This window comes from Pseudomonas sp. B21128, assembly GCF_044218865.1.
GTDB lineage: Bacteria > Pseudomonadota > Gammaproteobacteria > Pseudomonadales > Pseudomonadaceae > Aquipseudomonas > Aquipseudomonas iridis.
On sequence record NZ_CP162590.1, the window covers coordinates 749030 to 769958 of the forward strand.

Genomic DNA, 20929 nt, shown 5'->3' on the forward strand with positions numbered 1-20929 from the left:
GTGGATCAGTCATCCTCAATATTGGACGTGCCGACGCAATCGCTGGCAAGCCAGCTCCCACAGGTTTTTGGGTGTTGCGACTGTTTTTGTTGGTCTGCATCGCGCTGCTAGGTGCCTGCGCAACTCAGGCACCACTGCCAACGGACAATCCGACTCTGCCGCTGCCCCTGCAACTGCACATCGAACGCAACCTCGCCGAACAACGCCAGGACTGGCTGCTGGTGATGCAGCGTGAAGGTTCCGGCATCCGCTGGTCGATGATGGACCCGCTGGGCATCCCCCAGGCCCGTCAGCAACTGATCGACGGGCGCTGGCAGGCCGATGGCCTGCTGCCGCCTAATCCCGAAGCCCGGGAGTTGTTCGCCGCGCTACTGTTCGCCCTGACCCCGTCCAGCGAACTCTTGCGCCTCTACCCCGCCGCGCAGCAACAGGGCGAGCATCGCTCCCTGCCAGCGCGCTGGGATATCCGCTATTCACAACCGTTGAGCTTCGAATTGAAACTGCCTCAAGGCCCGCACTACCGCGTCTCCCCCCTCGGTGAACCGACGCCATGACCGCCTATTTGAATGCCCTCGGCGTCATCTGCGCACTCGGCCGCAACAAGCATGAAGTGGCGCACAACCTGTTCGCTGGCGACTGCTCCGGCATGCGTCGCGAATCCGGTTGGGTGCCGGAGCGTGAGTTGCCAGTGGCCGCCGTGCACGGTGAGCTGGCAGCGATTCCGCCGGAGTTGGCCGACCAGCGCAGCCGCAACAATCAGCTTTTGCTGGAAGCTGCGTTGCAGATCCGCGACGACATCGACCGGGCCATTGAGATTTATGGCCGCGAGCGCATCGGCGTGGTGCTCGGCACCAGCACCTCGGGCATCGACGAAGCCAGTCGTGGTCTGGCGCATTTCCTTCGTGAACAGCAGTTCCCGAGTGGATACGACTATCGGCAACAGGAACTCGGCGCCCCGGCGAATTTCCTTTCTGACTGGCTGCAACTGAGCGGTCCGGCCTACGTGATTTCTACCGCGTGCACTTCCAGCGCACGCGCCCTGATGAGCGCGCAGCGCCTGCTCGATCTGGGCCTGTGCGATGCAGTGCTGTGCGGCGGCGTCGATAGCCTGTGCAAGCTGACCCTCAACGGTTTTTCATCGCTGGAAGCGGTATCCGATGAGCGCTGCAATCCGTTCTCGGCCAATCGCAACGGCATCAACATTGGCGAAGCCGCGGTGCTGTTCGTGATGAGCAAGCAACGCGGGGAGGGTCCGGCCATCGCCCTGCTCGGCGCTGGCGCCAGTTCCGATGCGCACCATATCTCGGCGCCGGAACCGAGCGGGCGCGGCGCGCTGCAAGCGATGCAAAAAGCCTTGAGTCGCGCGCAGTTGCAGCCTGGGCAAATCAACTATCTGAACCTGCACGGCACCGCCACCCAACACAACGACGCCATGGAAAGCCTGGCGGTCGCCACGCTGTTCCCCAACGGCGTGGCGTGCTCGTCGACCAAACCGATGACCGGTCACACGCTCGGTGCTGCCGGTGCGCTGGAAGCAGCGTTCTGCTGGCTGAGCCTGAGCGCTGACAACCCAGGCCACGCGCTACCGCCGCACGTCTGGGACGGCCAACCCGATCCCGACTTGCCAGCGCTCAAGTGGGTGACCGCAAGTGAGCCCCTGACGTCCATTGCACCCCGCTACCTGATGAGCAACTCGTTTGCCTTCGGGGGCAACAACGTCAGCCTGATTATCGGAGACGCCCCATGACTGACTGGCCGCTCGCCGAACTGCTGCCTCACGCAGGCGACATGATCCTGATCGACAAGATCACCCGCTTTGACGATGAACAGATTTACACCTACCTCACGGTCAAGCCTGATGGCCTGTTCAGCCTGCCCGACGGCAGCCTGCCGGCGTGGGTCGGCGTCGAGCTGATGGCACAAAGCGTCGCCGCGTTCGCCGGTTGTCATGCTCGGCGCAAAGGCAATCCGGTGGAACTGGGTTTCCTGCTCGGCACACGCAAGTTCGAGTGCAACGTCGAAGCGTTTCCGGCCGGCAGCGAGTTGACCGTCCATGGCATCCGCTCGCTGGAAGATGACAACGGCATGGGCGTGTTCGAATGCCACATCACTGCGCCCGGCATCCAGGCCAGCGCTCGACTGAATGTGTTCCGCCCGCCCCAACCGTCCCAATACCTGCAACAGACACAGGAGTCGAACGATGACTGAATCCGTACTGGTCACCGGCTCCAGCCGTGGCATCGGCCGCGCCATTGCCTTGCGTCTGGCGCAGGCCGGGCACGACATCGTCCTGCATTGCCGCAGCGGCGTCGCCGAAGCCCAGGCAGTGCAGGCTGAAATTAAAGCGCTGGGCCGCAACGCGCGCATCCTGCAGTTCGATGTCGCCGACCGTGAAACCTGCAAAACCATTCTCGACGCCGACGTTGAAACCCACGGTGCCTATTACGGTGTGGTGCTCAATGCCGGGCTGACCCGCGACGGTGCCTTTCCAGCCCTGAGCGACGACGATTGGGACGTGGTGCTGCGCACCAACCTCGACGGTTTCTACAACGTCCTGCACCCGGTGATGATGCCGATGATCCGTCGCCGCGCCGCTGGTCGCATTGTTTGCATCACGTCGGTGTCGGGATTGATCGGCAACCGTGGCCAGGTCAACTACAGCGCCTCCAAGGCCGGCGTAATTGGCGCTGCGAAGGCATTGGCGATCGAACTGGGCAAGCGCAAAATCACCGTTAACTGCGTCGCACCAGGCCTGATCGACACAGCGATGCTCGACGAAAACGTGCCGGTGGAAGAATTGATGAAAATGATCCCCGCGCAACGCATGGGCACCCCTGAAGAGGTGGCCAGTGCGGTGAATTTCCTGATGTCGGCGGAAGCCTCGTACATCACCCGCCAGGTCCTGGCGGTCAACGGAGGCTTGTGCTGATGAAGCGCGTCGTTGTCACCGGCATGGCCGGCATCACCTCGCTGGGCAGCGACTGGCAGACCATCGCTGGCAACTTCGCGGCCAACCGCAGCGGCATCCGCCGGATGGACGAGTGGGATCGCTTCAGCGAACTGAACACGCGCCTCGCCGGCCCCATCGATGATTTCGTCGTCCCGGCGCACTGGACCCGCAAGCAACTGCGCAGCATGGGCCGGGTTTCGCGCCTGGCTGTCGGTGCAGCGGAACAAGCCCTGGCCGACGCCGGCCTGCTCGGCGACGCATCGATCAAGGACGGGCGTATGGGCGTGGCCTGCGGGTCGTCCACCGGCAGCACCGACGAGATCAAGGCGTTCGGCAACATGCTGCTCAACTCGGTGGCCGAGGGCCTCAACGCCAACTCCTACGTGCGCATGATGCCGCACACCACAGCGGCGAATATCAGCATCTTCTTCGGCCTCACCGGGCGTTTGATTCCGACGTCCAGCGCCTGCACCAGCGGCAGTCAGGGCATCGGTTATGCCTACGAGGCAATCAAGTTCGGACGCCTGCCGCTGATGCTCGCCGGCGGCGCCGAAGAACTCTGCCCGACCGAAGCGATGGTGTTCGACGCGCTCTACGCCACCAGCCTGAAAAATGACGCGCCACAGACCAGCCCACGCCCGTATGACAAGGGCCGCGATGGCCTGGTGATCGGTGAAGGTGGCGGCATGCTGGTGCTCGAAGAGCTGGATCACGCCCTCGCCCGCGGTGCACAGATCCACGCCGAGCTGGTGGGTTTCGGCAGCAACGCCGACGGCCAACACACCACCCGCCCCGAACAAACCACCATGCGCCGCGCGATGGAACTGGCGCTTGAAGACGCCGGGCTCACACCGGATGCGATCGGTTACGTCAATGGCCACGGCACCTCTACAGAACAAGGCGATATTGCCGAAACCCTGGCGACCAGCAGCTTATTCGGTGAACGCATGCCGATCAGCTCGCAGAAGAGTTTCCTCGGCCATACGCTGGGAGCCTGCGGAGCGCTGGAGTCGTGGTTCAGCATCGAAATGCTCAACCGTGACCTGTACGTGCACACGTTCAACCTCGATGAGGTCGATCCGCACTGCGGCAAGCTCGACTACCTGCGCGGTGAATTCCGCCAGATGAGCAACGAATACGTGATGAACAACAATTTTGCTTTTGGTGGCGTCAACACCTCGTTGATTTTCCGCCGCTGGCACTGACCGCTACACGTTTGGAGTAAAGGGAATGACTCAGTTTCACCGCATCGCCGCCCTGCTGGCCCTGGCTTTTGTACTCGGCGGTTGCACCAGCAAACCGGTGTACAACGCCAAGGAAGAGTTCTCCAGCAACCTGGGTTTCACCGAATCGCAGATGAGCCGCGCCATCGTCACTGCGCTCAATGATCGCCAATGGGTCGTGCAATCGGTGCGTCCGGGCATGATCAAAGCTGCGATCACCGTGCGGGGTCGGCATCACGCCGAAGTCGACATCCCATTCACCCCGACTTCGTTCGAAATCGACTACCGCAGCAGCTACGGCCTGAATGCCAAGGACGGCAAGATCCACGGCAACTACAACCGCTGGGTCAACCGTCTGCGCGACAACGTCCTCAAAGAGCTGTCGATCAACCCGGACATCGAAGCCGTCAACAGCCTTGGCATCATCAAGCAAGGCGCCGACGAGCCGACCTACCTCAGCTTCCGCGAAGGCGTCAAACGCGCCACCGACGCCGGCCTGCTCGACGGCAGCGTCACGTTCTACCTGGCCGGCGAAACCCTGCCAAAACAGGTGCGCAAACTCGACACCGTCAGCAGCAGCCGCAAGACCAACGGCTCGAACAAGTCCGACGAAGACGCCTGCTTCTGGGCCCTGCAATCGGCCCTCGCAACCCTGCAGAACGCCGCCAAAAAGGCCGACGCCAACGCCGTGATCAACATCGCCAGTGTCGACCAGCGCGACCTCTACAAAGACACCGAAAAATTTCAGTGCCGCGCCGGGCTGGTCGTGTCGAGTGTGGCGTTGCGTGGGGATTTGGCGCACGTGGATTGATGGAACTGTAGAAACGATTAAGGGCGCCTTTCGGCGCCCTTTTCATTTTGCCCATCTACACTCGATCAAGCAGGCAACCGCGCCACCTGCCAGAACGGCGAGCCCCCATCGATCAAACACTCGCGGTTCTCTTTCACCGTCCAGGAGATGACCATGCAAGTGAAAGCCCTGATGGCCGCCACGCTCCTCTTTCTGCTCCCCGGCGCCAGCCACGCCACCCATCTGATGTACATGCCGTTCGAGACCGCCTTGAGCCTTGCGGTGTTTGAGCGGGCGCCATCGCTGGCAAGCCAGCTCCCACAGGGTTCTGGGTGTACACAGAGAATGTGAACAACACTGAAGCCTGCGGGAGCGGGCTTGCCAGCGATTGACGGCATAGCCGTCAGGCTTCTTCGACCTTGCGCGTGAGCAGGTCGACAAACGCCTTGGCCATCGGCGATTTCTGATCCTTGCGCTGCACCAGCCATACGGCCGACACCGCTGCGGGGTCGAGCAACGGTCGGTAGACCACGCCGTCGATGCGCATCCGCTGGTAGGACGCCGGCAACACCGACACGCCCAATCCCGCCGCCACCAGACCGATGATGGTCATGGCTTCGCCGGCCTCTTGGGCAAAATGCGGGCTGAAACCGGCGTCGCGCGCCAGGCTGAGCAGCTGTGCGTAGAGACCGCTGCCATAACTGCGCGGGAAGAACACGAAAGGCTCGAGCGCCAGCGCTGAGAGAAACAAACCCTCCTCGCTGCCCTGCGCCAACGGATGCTTGGCACTGAGCACCGCTACCAGCGGTTCACGCATCAACTCCACCACGCTTAACGAATCCGGCAAACCCAGCGGGCGCATGATGCCGACTTCAATTGATTCGTCGGCCAGCGCCTCGGCAACCTGGGTGCTACTCATCTCACGCAAATGCAGATGCACCGCCGCAAACCGCTGGCGAAATGCAAAGATCGCCTGCGGAATGGTCGAGTTGAACGGCGCCGATGAGGTGAAACCGATCTTCAGTTCCCCGAGTTCGCCGAGTTGCGCACGACGGGCGACATCCGCCGCTTTGTCGACTTGCGCCAGCACCAGCCGCGCCTCTTCCAAAAACAATCTGCCGGCCTCACTCAGCTCGACCCGACGATTGGTCCGTTCAAACAGACGTGCGCCGACCTCTTGCTCAAGCGCCTGAATCTGCTGGCTCAGTGGTGGCTGGGAGATGCCCAGCACCTGTGCTGCGCGGCCGAAATGCAGTTCTTCGGCGACGGCGATGAAGTAGCGCAGGTGACGCAATTCCATAGAAACCCCATTAGGTCGTTAAAGCTATCAAACAGGTCGAACAATATATTGGATAGAAACATTAGCCAGCTATATGATTTTTTCATTGCCTGCCCGGCTGCGCTCCCCGAGGTCCGATGTGAAAACTGCCACCGCCCCCCTTGCCCATGAGGTTCCGCCTGCAGCGGACGATGTCGTCGTAGAGCTGCAAGAGATCTACATCGAAAAAGGCACGCCGATGTTCATGCGTACGGTGCTGGCGCTGTTCAGCGGCGGGTTCGCGACGTTTGCGCTGCTGTATTGCGTGCAGCCGATGATGCCGTTGCTGTCGCATGAATACGGAATCAACGCGGCGCAGAGCAGCCTGATTCTATCGGTGGCCACCGGCATGCTCGCCATTGGCTTACTGATCACCGGGCCGATTTCCGATCGGGTCGGGCGTAAACCGGTCATGGTTGCCGCGCTGTTCGCGGCAGCGCTGTGCACCATGGCCAGTGCAATGATGCCGAGCTGGCAAGGCGTGCTGATCATGCGCGCGCTGATCGGCCTGTCGTTGAGCGGTCTGGCGGCGGTGGCGATGACCTATCTCAGTGAGGAAATTCATCCGCAACACATCGGCCTTGCCATGGGTTTGTACATCGGCGGCAACGCAATTGGCGGGATGAGCGGACGCCTGATTACCGGGGTGTTGATCGATTTCGTCAGTTGGCACACGGCGATGCTGGTGATTGGCGGTCTGGCGATGATTGCGGCGGCGGTGTTCTGGAAGATCCTGCCGGAGTCGCGCAACTTCCGCTCACGCTCGCTGCATCCGCGCAGCTTGCTTGACGGTTTCACCATGCACTTTCGCGATGCCGGTCTGCCGCTGTTGTTTCTTGAAGCGTTCGTACTGATGGGCGCGTTTGTCACGCTGTTCAACTACATCGGCTATCGCTTGCTGGCCGCACCGTACAACCTCGATCAAGTGTTCGTCGGTTTACTCTCGGTGGTGTACCTGTCAGGGATCTACAGTTCGGCGAAAATCGGTTCGCTGGCGGACCAACTGGGGCGGCGCAAAGTGTTGTGGGCAACTATCGCGCTGATGTTCGCCGGTCTCGCGTTGACCATGTTTACACCGTTGCTGCTGGTGATCGTCGGCATGTTGATTTTCACCTTCGGCTTCTTCGCCGCGCATTCGGTAGCGAGCAGCTGGATCGGCCGTCGAGCGATCAAGGCCAAGGGCCAGGCGTCGTCGCTGTACCTGTTCAGCTATTACGCCGGGTCGAGCATTGCCGGGACGGCGGGCGGAGTATTCTGGCATTTGGGTGGGTGGAACGGGATTGGACTGTTTATCGGCGCGTTGTTGCTGGTGGCGCTGTTGGTGGCGTTGAAGCTGGCGAAGTTACCGCCATTGGCTGGCGTGAAGGCCTGAATACGCTTCATGTGGGAGCGGGCTTGCTCGCGAAGGCGTCGCGCCAATTGACACAAATGTTGCTGATCCGCTTCTTTCGCGAGCAGGCTCGCTCCCACATTTGATCAGCGTCCGACTGTGGATTACGCATAAAAAAACGCCCGGCATTGGCCGGGCGTTTTTTATTGCGTATCGATCACTCGTGATACTGAGCCGACAACTCATGCACCGCACGCAGGAAAGCGCCGGCGTGTTCCGGGTCGACTTCCGGGGTGATGCCGTGGCCGAGGTTGAACACGTGGCCACTGCCCTTGCCGTAGCTGGCGAGGATGCGCCCGACTTCGGTGCGGATGGCTTCCGGCTTGGCGTAGAGCACGGTCGGGTCCATGTTGCCTTGCAGGGCAACCTTGTCGCCAACACGGGCGCGGGCGTTGCCGATGTCGCAGGTCCAGTCCAGGCCCAGTGCGTCGGCGCCGGCCTCGGCGATGCTTTCCAGCCACAGGCCGCCGTTCTTGGTGAACAGGATCACCGGCACCTTGCGACCGTCGTTTTCGCGGATCAAACCGCTGACGATTTTCTTCATGTAGGCCAGCGAGAATTCCTGATACGCCGCCGCCGACAGATTGCCGCCCCAGGTATCGAAGATCTGCACCGCTTGCGCGCCAGCCATGATCTGGCCATTGAGGTACGAGGTCACCGACTGCGCCAACTTGTCCAGCAGCAGGTGCATGGCTTGCGGGTTGTCGTAGAGCATGGCTTTGGTCTTGCGGAAGTCTTTCGACGAGCCGCCTTCAACCATGTACGTCGCCAGTGTCCACGGGCTGCCGGAGAAACCGATCAACGGCACACGGCCGTTCAACTCACGACGGATGGTGCTGACCGCGTCCATCACGTAGCCGAGATCTTTGTGCGGATCAGGAATCGGCAAAGCTTCGATGTCGGCCAGGGTGCTGACGACTTTCTTGAAGCGCGGACCTTCACCGGTCTCGAAGTACAGGCCCTGGCCCATGGCATCGGGGATGGTGAGGATGTCGGAAAACAGGATCGCCGCGTCCAGTTGCGGATAGCGGTCGAGCGGTTGCATGGTGACTTCGCAAGCGAACTCCGGATTCATGCACAGGCTCATGAAGTCACCGGCGTGGGCACGGCTGGCGCGGTATTCCGGCAGGTAGCGACCGGCCTGACGCATCATCCACACGGGGGTGACGTCTACGGGTTGCTTGAGCAGGGCGCGCAGGAAACGGTCGTTCTTCAGGGCAGTCATGTCGGCATCCGGAAAAAAAGTGCGGGCATTTTCTCAGAGCGCGAGGGAAAAGGCACGGATGCAGGTCAGCCTTTTGTCTATCGGGTCAATTTATTGCGTGGGAATGCAGACCTTGTGACGCCACAAAATACTGTGGGAGCTGGCTTGCCAGCGATGCAGAGACCTCGTTTTGCCGGATTGACCGAGGTGATGCTATCGCTGGCAAGCCAGCTCCCACAGGTATTGTATTGCAGTCAGCTAGACGGTTTAGACGCCCAGGTAATCGAGGATCCCTTCGGCGGCATTACGGCCTTCGAAGATTGCCGTCACTACCAGGTCGGAACCGCGGACCATGTCGCCACCCGCAAAGATCTTCGGGTTGCTGGTCTGGTGCTTGTACTGACCTTGCTCAGGCGCAACGACGCGGCCCTGGCTATCCGTCTGGATTTCGAACTGTCCGAACCAAGGCGCCGGGCTCGGACGGAAACCGAAGGCGATGACCACGGCGTCGGCCGGGATGATCTCTTCGGAGCCCGGGATCGGCTCGGGGCTGCGGCGGCCGCGGGCGTCCGGTTCGCCGAGACGGGTCTCGACCACTTTCACGCCTTCGACCCGGTCTTCGCCGACGATGGCGATCGGCTGGCGGTTGTAGAGGAATTTCACGCCTTCTTCCTTGGCGTTCTTCACCTCTTTGCGCGAGCCGGGCATGTTCGCTTCGTCACGACGATAAGCGCAGGTGACCGACTTGGCACCCTGGCGGATCGAGGTGCGGTTGCAGTCCATCGCCGTGTCGCCGCCACCGAGCACCACAACCTTCTTGCCTTTCATGTCGACGAAATCTTCCGGCGACTTTTCAAAGCCCAGGTTGCGGTTGACGTTGGCGATCAGGAAGTCCAGCGCGTCATACACGCCCGGCAGGTCCTCACCGGCAAAACCGCCCTTCATGTAGGTGTAAGTACCCATGCCCATGAAGACTGCATCGTATTCGGCGAGCAGTTGCTCCATGGTCACGTCTGTGCCGACTTCGGTGTTGAGCCGGAACTCGATGCCCATGCCGGTGAAGACTTCGCGACGATTGCTCAGCACGCTCTTTTCCAGCTTGAACTCGGGGATACCGAAGGTCAGCAGACCGCCGATTTCCGGGTTCTTGTCGAACACCACCGGGGTCACACCGCCTCGTACCAGCACGTCGGCACAGCCCAGACCTGCGGGGCCAGCACCGATGATCGCGACACGTTTGCCGGTCGGTTTGACCTTGGACATGTCCGGGCGCCAGCCCATGGCGAACGCGGTGTCGGTGATGTACTTCTCGACCGAACCGATGGTCACCGCACCGAAGCCGTCGTTGAGGGTGCAGGCACCCTCGCACAGACGATCCTGAGGACAAACCCTGCCGCAGACTTCCGGCAAGGTGTTGGTCTGGTGCGACAGCTCGGCGGCCTGAAGGATGTTGCCCTCGGCCACCAGCTTCAGCCAGTTGGGAATGAAGTTGTGCACCGGGCACTTCCACTCGCAATACGGGTTGCCGCAACCCAGGCAGCGGTGGGCCTGATCGGCCGACTGCTGGGGTTTGAACGGTTCGTAGATCTCGACGAACTCTTTCTTGCGTTGACGCAACAGTTTCTTCTTCGGATCTTTGCGCCCGACATCGATGAATTGAAAGTCGTTACTGAGACGTTCGGCCATCTTCAAAACCTCATAACAGCAGCTTCAAGCTACTAGCTTCAAGCTGCAAGAAAATCACTCTGCAGGCACATCGCGCACTGCTGTTAACTTGCGGCTTGTAACTCGCCGCTTGCAGCTGCGCCGTTATTGCGGACTCGCACGAGTACTGGAGAGCAGAGATTTCAGGCTCGCCGCTTTCGGTTTGACCAGCCAGAAACGGCGCAAGTAGTCATCGAGGTTTTCGGCGAGTTCACGACCCCACTCGCTGTCGGTTTCCGCGACGTACTCGTTCAGCACGTTTTGCAGGTGGCTGCGATAGGATTCCATCGCCTCACCACTGATCCGCTGGATTTCCACCAGTTCGTGGTTGACCCGGTCAACGAAGCTGTTGTCCTGGTCAAGCACATAGGCGAAACCACCGGTCATGCCAGAGCCGAAGTTGTAACCGGTCTTGCCCAACACGCAGACAAAACCACCGGTCATGTACTCGCAGCAGTGATCGCCAGTGCCTTCCACAACCGTGTGGGCACCGGAGTTACGCACGGCGAAACGCTCGCCTGCGGTGCCAGCGGCGAACAGCTTGCCGCCAGTGGCGCCGTACAGGCAGGTGTTGCCGATGATGGCGCTGTTCTGAGTCTTATAAACGCTGCCCTTGGGCGGCACGATGGTCAGCTTGCCACCGGTCATGCCTTTGCCGACGTAGTCGTTGGCGTCGCCTTCCAGGTACATGTTCAGACCGCCAGCGTTCCACACGCCGAAGCTCTGACCCGCCGTCCCTTTGAAGCGGAAGGTGATCGGCGCTTTGGCCATGCCTTGGTTGCCGTGCTTGCGGGCGATTTCGCCGGAGATCCGCGCGCCGATCGAACGGTCGCAGTTGCAGATGTCCAGTTCGAACTCGGCGCCGCTGAGGTCGTTGATCGCCGACGTCGCCAGATCGACCATTTTCTCGGCCAGCAGGCCCTGGTCGAAGGGCGGGTTGCGCTCAACCTGGCAGAACTGCGGCTTGTCCGCCGGGATGTGATCGCTGCCCAGCAGCGGCGTCAGATCCAGGTGATGTTGCTTGGCGGTCTGGCCTTCGAGGATGTCCAGCAGATCGGTGCGGCCGATCAGCTCTTCGAGGGAGCGCACGCCCAGCTTGGCCAGCCACTCACGGGTTTCTTCGGCGACGTAGGTGAAGAAATTCACCACCATGTCGACGGTGCCGATGTAGTGATCCTTGCGCAGCTTCTCGTTCTGAGTGGCAACGCCGGTGGCGCAGTTGTTCAGGTGGCAGATGCGCAGGTATTTGCAGCCCAGCGCGATCATTGGCGCGGTGCCGAAGCCGAAGCTTTCGGCGCCGAGGATCGCTGCCTTGATCACGTCGAGGCCGGTTTTCAGGCCGCCGTCAGTCTGCACCCGGACTTTGCCGCGCAGGTCGTTGCCGCGCAGAGTCTGGTGGGTTTCGGCCAGGCCGAGTTCCCACGGTGCGCCCGCGTACTTGATCGAGGTCAGCGGCGAAGCACCGGTACCACCGTCGTAGCCGGAAATGGTGATCAAGTCCGCGTAGGCCTTGGCCACACCGGCGGCGATGGTGCCGACGCCAGCTTCAGCGACCAGTTTCACCGAGACCAGCGCCTTGGGGTTGACCTGCTTGAGGTCGAAAATCAGTTGCGACAAATCTTCGATGGAATAAATGTCGTGGTGCGGCGGTGGCGAAATCAGCGTCACGCCCGGCACTGCATAACGCAGCTTGGCGATCAGCCCGTTGACTTTGCCGCCCGGGAGTTGTCCCCCCTCGCCCGGCTTGGCGCCCTGGGCGACCTTGATCTGCAGCACTTCGGCGTTGACCAGGTATTCCGGTGTCACGCCGAAACGGCCAGTCGCGACCTGCTTGATTTTCGAGCTCTTGATGGTGCCGTAACGCGCCGGGTCTTCGCCGCCTTCGCCGGAGTTGGAACGCGCACCAAGGCGGTTCATGGCTTCGGCCAGGGCTTCGTGAGCTTCCGGCGACAGAGCGCCCAGCGAGATACCGGCAGAGTCGAAGCGCTTGAGCACCGATTCCAGCGGTTCGATTTCACTCATGTCCAAAGGCGTGTCGAGGGTCTTGACCTTGAGCAGGTCGCGAATCATCGACACCGGACGGTTGTCCACCAGCGAGGTGTATTCCTTGAACTTGCCGTAGTCGCCCTGCTGCACAGCGGCTTGCAGGGTGTTGACCACGTCCGGGTTGTACGCGTGATATTCGCCACCGTGGACGAACTTCAGCAGACCGCCCTGCTGGATCGGCTTGCGCGGGCTCCAGGCTTCGGCAGCGAGGGCTTTCTGCTCGGCTTCGATGTCGACGAAACGCGCACCCTTGATGCGGCTCGGCACGCCACGGAAGCTCAGGTCGCACACTTCCTCAGACAGACCAATGGCCTCGAACAACTGCGCACCACGGTACGACGCGATGGTCGAGATACCCATCTTCGACAGAATCTTGAGCAGGCCTTTGGTGATGCCTTTGCGGTAGTTCTTGAACACCTCGTAGAGGTCGCCCAGCACTTCACCGGTACGGATCAGGTCGCCCAGCACTTCGTAAGCCAGGAACGGATAAACCGCCGAGGCACCGAAACCGATCAGCACCGCAAAGTGATGCGGATCACGCGCGGTAGCGGTTTCAACGAGGATGTTGGAATCGCAACGCAGGCCTTTTTCGGTCAGGCGATGGTGCACCGCACCGGTCGCCAGCGAAGCGTGGATCGGCAGTTTGCCCGGGGCGATATGACGGTCGCTCAGAACGATCTGGGTACGACCGGCGCGCACGGCTTCTTCAGCCTGATCGGCGACGTTGCGGATCGCCGCTTCGAGGCCGACGCCTTCGTCGTAATTGAGGTCGATGACCTGCCGCTCGAAACCCGGGCGATCAAGGTTCATCAGCGAGCGCCACTTGGCCGGGGAAATGACCGGCGAGCTGAGGATCACGCGCGAGGCGTGTTCCGGCGACTCCTGGAAAATGTTGCGCTCGGCACCGAGGCAGATTTCCAGCGACATCACGATCGCTTCACGCAGCGGGTCGATCGGCGGGTTGGTGACCTGCGCGAACTGCTGGCGGAAATAGTCGTACGGCGTGCGCACGCGCTGCGACAGCACGGCCATCGGCGTATCGTCGCCCATCGAGCCAACGGCTTCGTAGCCTTGCTCGCCCAGCGGACGCAGTACCTGATCGCGCTCTTCGAACGTGACCTGATACATCTTCATGTATTGCTTGAGCTGATCGACGTCGTAGAAAGCCGAACCGTGGTCGTTGTCTTCCATGGTCGCCTGAATGCGCAGGGCATTCTTGCGCAGCCATTGCTTGTACGGATGACGGGATTTGAGACGGTTGTCGATCGCATCGGTGTCGAGGATCTGCCCGGTTTCGGTATCCACGGCCAGGATCTGGCCCGGGCCTACGCGGCCCTTGGCGATCACGTCTTCGGGCTGGTAATTCCAGACGCCGATTTCCGACGCAACGGTGATGAAACCGTTGGTGGTGGTAACCCAGCGCGCCGGGCGCAGACCGTTACGGTCGAGCAGGCAGACCGCGTAGCGACCATCGGTCATGACCACGCCGGCCGGGCCGTCCCACGGCTCCATGTGCATCGAGTTGTACTCGTAGAACGCACGCAGATCCGGGTCCATGGTTTCAACGTTCTGCCACGCAGGCGGAATGATCATCCGCACGCCACGGAACAGGTCGATGCCACCGGTGACCATCAGTTCAAGCATGTTGTCCATGCTCGAGGAGTCGGAACCGACACGGTTAACCAGCGGGCCGAGTTCTTCCAGATCCATCAGATCATTGGTGAACTTGGTCCGACGGGCCTGAGCCCAGTTACGGTTACCGGTGATGGTGTTGATCTCGCCGTTGTGGGCGAGGAAGCGGAATGGCTGAGCCAGCGGCCATTTCGGCAGGGTGTTGGTGGAGAAGCGCTGGTGGAACACGCAGATCGCGGTTTGCAGGCGCTCGTCACTCAGGTCCGGATAAAACGCGGCCAGATCGGCCGGCATCATCAGGCCTTTATAGATGATGGTCTTGTGCGAAAAGCTGCAGATGTAGTGGTCGCTGTCGACAGCGTTGGTCACCGACGAACGGCGACGGGCGCTGAACAGCTTGACCGCCATGTCCTGATCGCTCAGGCCTTCGCCGCCGATGTACACCTGCTCGATTTGCGGCAGGCGTTCAAGGGCCAGGCGGCCGAGGACACTGGTATCGATTGGCACTTTGCGCCAGCCGATCAGTTGCAGGCCTTCGGCGAGGATCTCGCGGTTCATGTTCTCGCGAGCGGCTTCAGCCTTGGCCGAATCCTGGTTGAAGAAGACCATGCCCACGGCATATTGCTTGGGCAACTCGACGCTGAAGGCTTCCTGAGCGATAGCGCGCAGAAAGGCGTCGGGCTTTTGAATCAGCAGACCGCAACCGTCACCGGTCTTGCCGTCGGCATTAATCCCACCGCGGTGGGTCATGCAGGTCAGGGCCTCAATGGCCGTTTGCAAAAGGGTATGACTGGGCTCGCCCTGCATATGGGCTATCAGGCCGAAACCGCAGTTATCCTTGAATTCATCTGGTTGGTACAGACCTGCTTTCATAGACACTTTCTCACCAGGCTGCCTCTTTTCGAGGCAAATTTCTTTTCAATTCAACCACTTGCGATCCGCGCCGAACGTACGCCGGCTTAGCGGGGGCAAAAGGGTGGTCATTGTACACAGCGACACAGAGGCTCACAAATTTGACGACGAACTGTCGCAAATTCATGTCGCATTTGTGAAAGGTTTAAAGCGATCTGCTGTGCTAGTCAAAACTTTTTTAATTTTGACTGCAACGACTCAAAGACTACTGTGACGCAGACACCACAAGGCACGCGGTCGCAGGGACGGCGCGCACATGTAGAAATTTTGAGGTGCTTGGAGAGGCGGCCTGGGTAAGGCCGCCGAATCTTCAGCGAGTTGTTGCCAGTTCCTGTTGGACGCTGGCGACAGTGCGAGGCCAAGGTTTACCAGCCTGAACCTTCGCTGGCAAGGCCTTGATGGCAGAAACAGCCGCATCACGATTGGCGAAGTTGCCATAGGTGACCACGTAAAGAGGCTTGCCGTTGAGGACTTTCTTGAAATAACGGTACTCGCCGCCCTGCTCCTTGACGAAGCTTTGCGCGGCCGTCTCGGAGCTGGTGCCGAGGATCTGCACCACGTAGTTGCTCGTCGGCTGCCCGGCGTACCAGCTGCCACCAGCGGCTTTGGCCACGGTAACCGGCTTTTCGGCTGGTTTGGCGGCGGCAACCGGTTTGGCTGGTGCTGGAGCAGGTTTGGCCGCTGGCGCTGCCGGAGCAGGCTTGGCGGTGGCGATTTGTGTCGGGGCAGGGGCAGGCGCCGGGGTTGGGGCCGGGGTTGGGGCCGGACCAGCCGGAACGCCCGCGGGTGGCGCCGAAGTGGTCACGGTCGGCGGTGTATCACTGGAGCCTTCCAGTGGCACACCGTCGTCGCCCTCGGTGATACCGCCAGCAGCTTCGGCCAGCGGGCCGCGCATGACCGGTTGCGAATTGCCAACCAGCGGCAATGGCATCGGCTGCGTATTACCGGCGAATTCGACGTTCGGCGCCTCGCCATTGGCTGCGCCCTGACCCAATGGCAGTTGTGCCTGTTCGTTGGCGGGTGCGCCGGTGGTTGGCGCCTTGTTGCGACCCGGCATCAGCCAGGCGGCGGCGACCGCGACCACAACGACGGCGGAAATCGCCAATACGTGTTTCTTCGGCATGTTGAACCCCATACTTGGACGCTTGACCGCAGAGCGGCTGGCAATCATGACTTCGATCAGTGCATCGCGAGCGACCTGGTTGATGTTGCCAGGCCAACCCTCGGAGCTTTCGTGAATATCAGAGATCTGATCCGCGGTGAAAAGTTCGACACCCCGGCCCGCACCTTCGAGCCGTTGGTCGAGATACTCGCGCGTCTCTTCTTCGGTGTAAGGCTGCAATTCGATGACGTGGAAGCGCTCTTCTTCGAGGTGCAAAGCCTCTAGCTGAGCGATCAGCGACGACTCACCGAACAGGAAAACATGCGGGCGACCTTCCGGCGCACCGGCACCCAGCGCCATCAGCGCTTCGAGGGCGGATTCGTCGAGTTGCTCGGCGTCGTCCACCAGCAAATAGACTTCCTGGCCGGTCAGTGCCAGCTGCACCACCTGATCCAGAATCGCGCCGACTTCGGCCTGAGCCACGTTCAGCGCCTGCGCCACCTGACGCAGTACGCCAGCGGCATCGCCGGCACCGCGCGCGGAAACCACAACGCTCTGTACCGATTGCTTGTTGGTGCTGGCGACCAGCGCCTGACGCAGCAAAGTCTTGCCGCTGCCCTGCGGGCCAGTGACCACCAGCAGCAACTGGCTGTAACGCGCCAGGTGATGCAGTTGGCCGAGCACCGGTTTGCGCTGGGCCGGAAAGAATTTGAAGCCCGGAACGCGCGGCGCGAAGGGGTCGTGGCTTAACTGGAAATGGCCGAGGAACGCCTCGTCGGCATGCAAACTAGTCATCGGAATCTTATTAACCTTTAAGCTGAGCCAGGGCGCGGTAATCCGCTCCCAGCGTGGCCTGTAGAACCTCTTTCGGATAATCGTCGGTCACTACCGCTTCGCCCATCCGGCGCAGCAGCACCAGGCGCAGACGACCGTCGATCACTTTTTTGTCGATTGCCATGTGTTCAAGAAAATCGGCTTCGCTCATTTCAGAAGGCGGAATCACTGGCAGGCCGGCCCGCTGAAACAGACGAATGCCGCGATCGCGCTCCTGCTCGCTGATCCAGCCCAGACGCGCTGACATCTCCAGCGCCATCACGGTGCCAGCCGCCACCGCCTCACCATGCAACCAGACACCATAGCCCATGTGGGTCTCGATGGCGTGGCCGAAGGTGTGGCCGAGGTTGAGCGTGGCGCGTACGCCGGTTTCCTTCTCATCGGCGCCGACCACCGCCGCCTTGGCTGCGCAGGAGCGCTCGATGGCATAAGTCAGGCTTGTTTGATCCAGCGCGCGCAAGGCGTCGACGTTGTCTTCGAGCCAGCCGAGGAACGGCTCGTCGCAGATCAGACCGTACTTGATGACCTCAGCCAGACCCGCCGACAGCTCGCGTGGTGGCAGGGTTTTCAGGGACGCCGTATCGATCAGCACGACATTCGGCTGATAGAACGCGCCGACCATGTTCTTGCCCAGCGGATGGTTGATCCCGGTTTTGCCGCCCACCGACGAATCGACCTGGGACAGCAACGTGGTGGGGATCTGGATGAAGTCGACGCCGCGTTGATAGCAGGCAGCAGCGAAACCGGCCATGTCGCCGATCACACCGCCGCCGAGGGCGATAACAGTAGTGCGGCGATCATGACGGGCGGTTAGCAAACCGTCGAAGATCAGTTGCAGGGTTTCCCAGTTCTTGAAGGCTTCGCCGTCCGGCAACACCACGGAAATAACCGAGAACTGCGCCAGACTGCGCGTCAGACGTTCGAGATAGAGCGGCGCAACGGTCTCATTGGAAATGATTGCCACCTGGCGCCCGCGGATATGCGGAGCCAGCAACTCGGGCTGATCCAACAAACCTTCGCCAATATGAATCGGGTAGCTGCGCTCGCCTAGATCGACCTTGAGTGTCTGCATGTGTCCCCACAGTGAAGATGGAAGCAGGCATCCTGCCCTGAATTATTGGTTACTGCGGCCTATAGCGGGTATGACGCCGCCGGCACGCCATCCGCCACAACCCTGGCGGGCTGTGACAGGACGCCGAGGATAGCGCATTTCGGGCGATGCTTTAACGGGGAGGAAGCTGCGCCAGGCGGTCGAGAATGTCGAGCACTACCATACGCGGCGGCCGTTCGTCGGTTTCCACCACCAGATCGGCAATTTCCCGATAGAGCGGATCGCGGATGGCGAGCAGGTCACGCAGGGTTTTCGCCGGATCGGCGGTGCGCAGCAACGGTCGATTGCGATCGCGGGACGTGCGGCCGACCTGCTGCTCGACGGAAGCGTGCAGATACACCACGCGCCCGCCCTCATGCAGGGCCTTGCGATTGGCATCGCGCATGACCGCGCCGCCGCCGGTCGCCAACACCACGCCGTCGAACTCGCACAGCTCGGCGATCATCGCCTGCTCACGGTCACGAAAGCCCGGCTCGCCTTCCTTGTCGAAGATCCACGGGATATTGGCGCCCGTGCGCAGTTCAATTTCCTTGTCGGAATCTTTGAACGGCAGGCGCAGCTCTTTGGCCAGTAATCGGCCGATGGTGCTTTTGCCAGCACCCATCGGACCTACAAGAATCAAATTTCGCACAGAATCAACGACTCACAGCAATCGCCTGGTTATTCATGATACGCGGAGTGAGAAATACCAGCAGCTCGGATTTTTTCTCCGAAACCACATCACGCCGGAAAAGGCGGCCAAGATACGGCACATCGCCAAGAAATGGCACCTTATCTACGACCTTGCTCTGAGTATTTGAGAAAACACCGCCAATCACGATGGTTTCGCCATCATTGACGAGCACTTTCGCGTTGACCTCGTTCTTTTTGATCGGCGGTACATCCTGCACTTTGTTCAGGTAATCCGGCTCGTCCTTGGTGACCTTGACCTCCATGATGATGCGGTTATCCGGGGTGATCTGCGGGGTCACTTCCAGCGACAGCGAAGCCTCCTTGAACGACACCGACGTGGCGCCGCTTGAGCTGGCTTCCTGGTAAGGAATCTCGGTGCCTTTGAGGATCTTCGCGGTCTCTTTGTCGGAGGTGACCACTTTGGGCTGCGAAACGATTTCACCGTTGCCGGTCTTCTCCATGGCCGTCAGCTCCAGATCGAGCAGAACGTTGTCGGTAATGAACGCGATACCGATCCCGGAAGTATTGCCGACAGTCCCCATGTCGACAAATGGCGAGTTGGTACTGGTGCTGCCCGGCGTGCCGATGGTGGTCGATGAACCGTTGACCCCGGAAGCATTCCAGTTGCCCTTGTTCTGGATCGAGCCGCCCCAGCGCACCCCCAGACTCTTGTCGTAATCGACGTTGGCCTCGACGATGCGCGCCTCGATCATCACCTGACGCACTGGAATATCCAGTTGCGCCACGATCCGCCGCAGCTCGTCGAGACGATCCTGAGTCTGGTAGGCAATGATGTTGTTGGTCCGTTCGTCGACAGTGATTGATCCACGCTCGTCGATCTTGGCCTCGGCACTGGTCACCGACTGGAACAACTTGGCGATGTCCGCAGCCTTGGCGTAATTCACCTGCAATAGCTCACGACGCAGCGGCGCCAGTTCGGCGATCTGCTTCTGCGACTCCAGCTCCTGACGTTCGCGCGCGGCAATTTCATCAGCCGGGGCCACCAGCAGCACATTACCGATTTTGCGTTTATCCAGGCCTTTGGTTTTCAGCACCAGATCCAGCGCCTGATCCCACGGCACGTTTTGCAAACGCAGGGTAATGCCGCCCTGCACCGTGTCGCTCGCCACCAGATTGAGGTTGGTGAAGTCGGCGATCAGTTGCAGCACCGAGCGCACGTCAATGTCCTGGAAATTCAGCGAGAGCTTTTCACCGACATAGGCCTGACGATCGGCATTGCGTTTTTGCAGGTCGTCGACGGTCATCGGGCGAATGCTGACGGTCAGCTTGTTGTCGGTCTGGAACGTGGAATAGTCAAAGGTGCCGCTGGGCTCGACGGTAATGACCGTGCGATCACCGGTTACGCCGGCGTTGACGAATTGCACCGGCGTGGCGAAATCCTTGACGTCGAGACGCACTCGCAGCTTTTCCGGTAATTGCGTGCGGGCGAAGCTGAGGATGATCTTGCCGTCATGCTCCTGGATATCCGGGGCGATGGTCGGGTCGGACAGGTCGATGACGACATTGCCCTCACCCGCCGTGCCGCGTTGAAAATCCACACCGCGAATGGCGCGGGATTTCGGTACGAACGCCTTGGCGGGTGCAGCAGTAGTCGCCGCGCGTGGTGCCGCCACTGCCGGTCGCGGCGCCTTGGCCGGCGCGCCCTGACCAACCACCACGAACAAATAGTTGCCCTCAACCCGAGTGTCGTAAGGCGCCAATTGCGTGAGGCTGACAATCAGCCGCGTGCGATCCTTGGCTTCAACCACCGTGGCCGTGCGCGCATTGCCACTGCCCAGATCGAGATTTTTGCTCGCCAGTTGACTGGCCACACCGGGCAAGTCCAGCGCGATTCGCGCCGGTGACTCGGTGGTGTAACCCTTGGGCTGCGGTGGCGGGCCGTCGAACGACAGCTTCAGTTCGACGCGATCACCCGGCAACGCCGCCACATCCAGCGCCTTCAAGTTGGCCGCCTGTACCATCGGTGACAACAGCGCTATCCATAGCGAAAAACCGAGGGTGGAGAAAATCCTGTTCATTA

General features: G+C 60.9%; 16 protein-coding genes. 8 read left to right on the top strand and 8 right to left on the bottom strand.

Annotated features, from left to right (window positions below; all coding sequences use genetic code 11):
* Positions 1-71: 71 nt before the first annotated feature.
* From AB4P91_RS03230 to AB4P91_RS03260, 7 genes are all read left to right on the top strand, one after another.
* Positions 72-554 (top strand): hypothetical protein, encoded by a 483-nt coding sequence (locus AB4P91_RS03230; RefSeq protein ID WP_150593954.1) that lies wholly within the window; start codon positions 72-74, stop codon positions 552-554.
* Entirely contained in the window at positions 551-1747 is a 1197-nt protein-coding gene (locus tag AB4P91_RS03235) for a beta-ketoacyl-[acyl-carrier-protein] synthase family protein (protein WP_395604304.1), read from the top strand. Before AB4P91_RS03230 ends, AB4P91_RS03235 begins: the two co-directional genes overlap by 4 nt.
* Positions 1744-2208, top strand: coding sequence for a hotdog family protein (locus AB4P91_RS03240; protein ID WP_395604305.1), 465 nt, complete (start codon positions 1744-1746; stop codon positions 2206-2208). Before AB4P91_RS03235 ends, AB4P91_RS03240 begins: the two co-directional genes overlap by 4 nt.
* The gene (gene fabG / locus AB4P91_RS03245) at positions 2201-2929 is read left to right on the top strand and encodes a 3-oxoacyl-ACP reductase FabG (protein WP_150687603.1); all 729 of its coding nucleotides are present in this window, start codon (positions 2201-2203) and stop codon (positions 2927-2929) included. Before AB4P91_RS03240 ends, fabG begins: the two co-directional genes overlap by 8 nt.
* Complete coding sequence (locus AB4P91_RS03250; RefSeq protein ID WP_395604306.1) at positions 2929-4155, top strand: beta-ketoacyl-ACP synthase; 1227 nt, start codon at positions 2929-2931, stop codon at positions 4153-4155. The genes fabG and AB4P91_RS03250 overlap by 1 nt, the downstream gene beginning before the upstream one ends.
* Positions 4156-4180: 25 nt before the next feature.
* The gene (locus AB4P91_RS03255) at positions 4181-4984 is read left to right on the top strand and encodes a hypothetical protein (protein ID WP_150593950.1); all 804 of its coding nucleotides are present in this window, start codon (positions 4181-4183) and stop codon (positions 4982-4984) included.
* Positions 4985-5137: 153 nt separating this feature from the next.
* Positions 5138-5314, top strand: coding sequence for a hypothetical protein (locus AB4P91_RS03260; protein WP_224790547.1), 177 nt, complete (start codon positions 5138-5140; stop codon positions 5312-5314).
* A 52-nt stretch (positions 5315-5366) separates the two neighbouring features.
* Here the strand turns inward: AB4P91_RS03260 and AB4P91_RS03265 are convergent, their stop codons facing one another.
* Positions 5367-6263, bottom strand: a complete 897-nt coding sequence (locus AB4P91_RS03265) for a LysR substrate-binding domain-containing protein (protein ID WP_395604307.1) — start codon at positions 6261-6263, stop codon at positions 5367-5369.
* A 118-nt stretch (positions 6264-6381) separates the two neighbouring features.
* On the opposite strand from AB4P91_RS03265, the gene AB4P91_RS03270 reads away from it, so the two are divergent.
* On the top strand, positions 6382-7653 hold the full coding sequence (locus tag AB4P91_RS03270; protein ID WP_395604308.1) for an MFS transporter: 1272 nt from the start codon (positions 6382-6384) through the stop codon (positions 7651-7653).
* Positions 7654-7828: 175 nt separating this feature from the next.
* Here AB4P91_RS03270 and hemE read toward each other — a convergent pair whose 3' ends face one another.
* From hemE to pilQ, 7 genes are all read right to left on the bottom strand, one after another.
* Complete coding sequence (hemE, locus tag AB4P91_RS03275; protein WP_007909440.1) at positions 7829-8896, bottom strand: uroporphyrinogen decarboxylase; 1068 nt, start codon at positions 8894-8896, stop codon at positions 7829-7831.
* A 246-nt stretch (positions 8897-9142) separates the two neighbouring features.
* Positions 9143-10561 (bottom strand): FAD-dependent oxidoreductase, encoded by a 1419-nt coding sequence (locus AB4P91_RS03280; protein WP_042557272.1) that lies wholly within the window; start codon positions 10559-10561, stop codon positions 9143-9145.
* 123 nt (positions 10562-10684) lie between these two features.
* The gene (gene gltB / locus AB4P91_RS03285; protein ID WP_395604309.1) at positions 10685-15130 is read right to left on the bottom strand and encodes a glutamate synthase large subunit; all 4446 of its coding nucleotides are present in this window, start codon (positions 15128-15130) and stop codon (positions 10685-10687) included.
* 349 nt (positions 15131-15479) lie between these two features.
* Positions 15480-17066 (bottom strand): AAA family ATPase, encoded by a 1587-nt coding sequence (locus tag AB4P91_RS03290; RefSeq protein ID WP_395604310.1) that lies wholly within the window; start codon positions 17064-17066, stop codon positions 15480-15482.
* Positions 17067-17076: 10 nt separating this feature from the next.
* Positions 17077-18177: a 3-dehydroquinate synthase gene (gene aroB / locus AB4P91_RS03295; RefSeq protein WP_395604311.1), complete on the bottom strand. Its 1101-nt coding sequence runs from the start codon at positions 18175-18177 to the stop codon at positions 17077-17079.
* Between the two features lie 151 nt (positions 18178-18328).
* Positions 18329-18847: a shikimate kinase AroK gene (gene aroK, locus AB4P91_RS03300; RefSeq protein WP_042557267.1), complete on the bottom strand. Its 519-nt coding sequence runs from the start codon at positions 18845-18847 to the stop codon at positions 18329-18331.
* A 4-nt stretch (positions 18848-18851) separates the two neighbouring features.
* Positions 18852-20927, bottom strand: coding sequence for a type IV pilus secretin PilQ (gene pilQ, locus AB4P91_RS03305; RefSeq protein ID WP_150687610.1), 2076 nt, complete (start codon positions 20925-20927; stop codon positions 18852-18854).
* Positions 20928-20929 lie beyond the last annotated feature (2 nt).

What these genes read in the sequence shown, in the direction of transcription:
- AB4P91_RS03235 (WP_395604304.1), top strand. Translation starts at nt 551, where the DNA reads ATGACCGCCTATTTGAATGCCCTCGGCGTCATCTGCGCACTCGGCCGC.
- AB4P91_RS03240 (WP_395604305.1), top strand. Translation starts at nt 1,744, where the DNA reads ATGACTGACTGGCCGCTCGCCGAACTGCTGCCTCACGCAGGCGACATG.
- fabG (WP_150687603.1), top strand. Translation starts at nt 2,201, where the DNA reads ATGACTGAATCCGTACTGGTCACCGGCTCCAGCCGTGGCATCGGCCGC.
- AB4P91_RS03250 (WP_395604306.1), top strand. Translation starts at nt 2,929, where the DNA reads ATGAAGCGCGTCGTTGTCACCGGCATGGCCGGCATCACCTCGCTGGGC.
- AB4P91_RS03255 (WP_150593950.1), top strand. Translation starts at nt 4,181, where the DNA reads ATGACTCAGTTTCACCGCATCGCCGCCCTGCTGGCCCTGGCTTTTGTA.
- AB4P91_RS03260 (WP_224790547.1), top strand. Translation starts at nt 5,138, where the DNA reads ATGCAAGTGAAAGCCCTGATGGCCGCCACGCTCCTCTTTCTGCTCCCC.
- AB4P91_RS03265 (WP_395604307.1), bottom strand. Translation starts at nt 6,263, where the DNA reads ATGGAATTGCGTCACCTGCGCTACTTCATCGCCGTCGCCGAAGAACTG.
- hemE (WP_007909440.1), bottom strand. Translation starts at nt 8,896, where the DNA reads ATGACTGCCCTGAAGAACGACCGTTTCCTGCGCGCCCTGCTCAAGCAA.
- AB4P91_RS03280 (WP_042557272.1), bottom strand. Translation starts at nt 10,561, where the DNA reads ATGGCCGAACGTCTCAGTAACGACTTTCAATTCATCGATGTCGGGCGC.
- gltB (WP_395604309.1), bottom strand. Translation starts at nt 15,130, where the DNA reads ATGAAAGCAGGTCTGTACCAACCAGATGAATTCAAGGATAACTGCGGT.
- AB4P91_RS03290 (WP_395604310.1), bottom strand. Translation starts at nt 17,066, where the DNA reads ATGACTAGTTTGCATGCCGACGAGGCGTTCCTCGGCCATTTCCAGTTA.
- aroB (WP_395604311.1), bottom strand. Translation starts at nt 18,177, where the DNA reads ATGCAGACACTCAAGGTCGATCTAGGCGAGCGCAGCTACCCGATTCAT.
- pilQ (WP_150687610.1), bottom strand. Translation starts at nt 20,927, where the DNA reads ATGAACAGGATTTTCTCCACCCTCGGTTTTTCGCTATGGATAGCGCTG.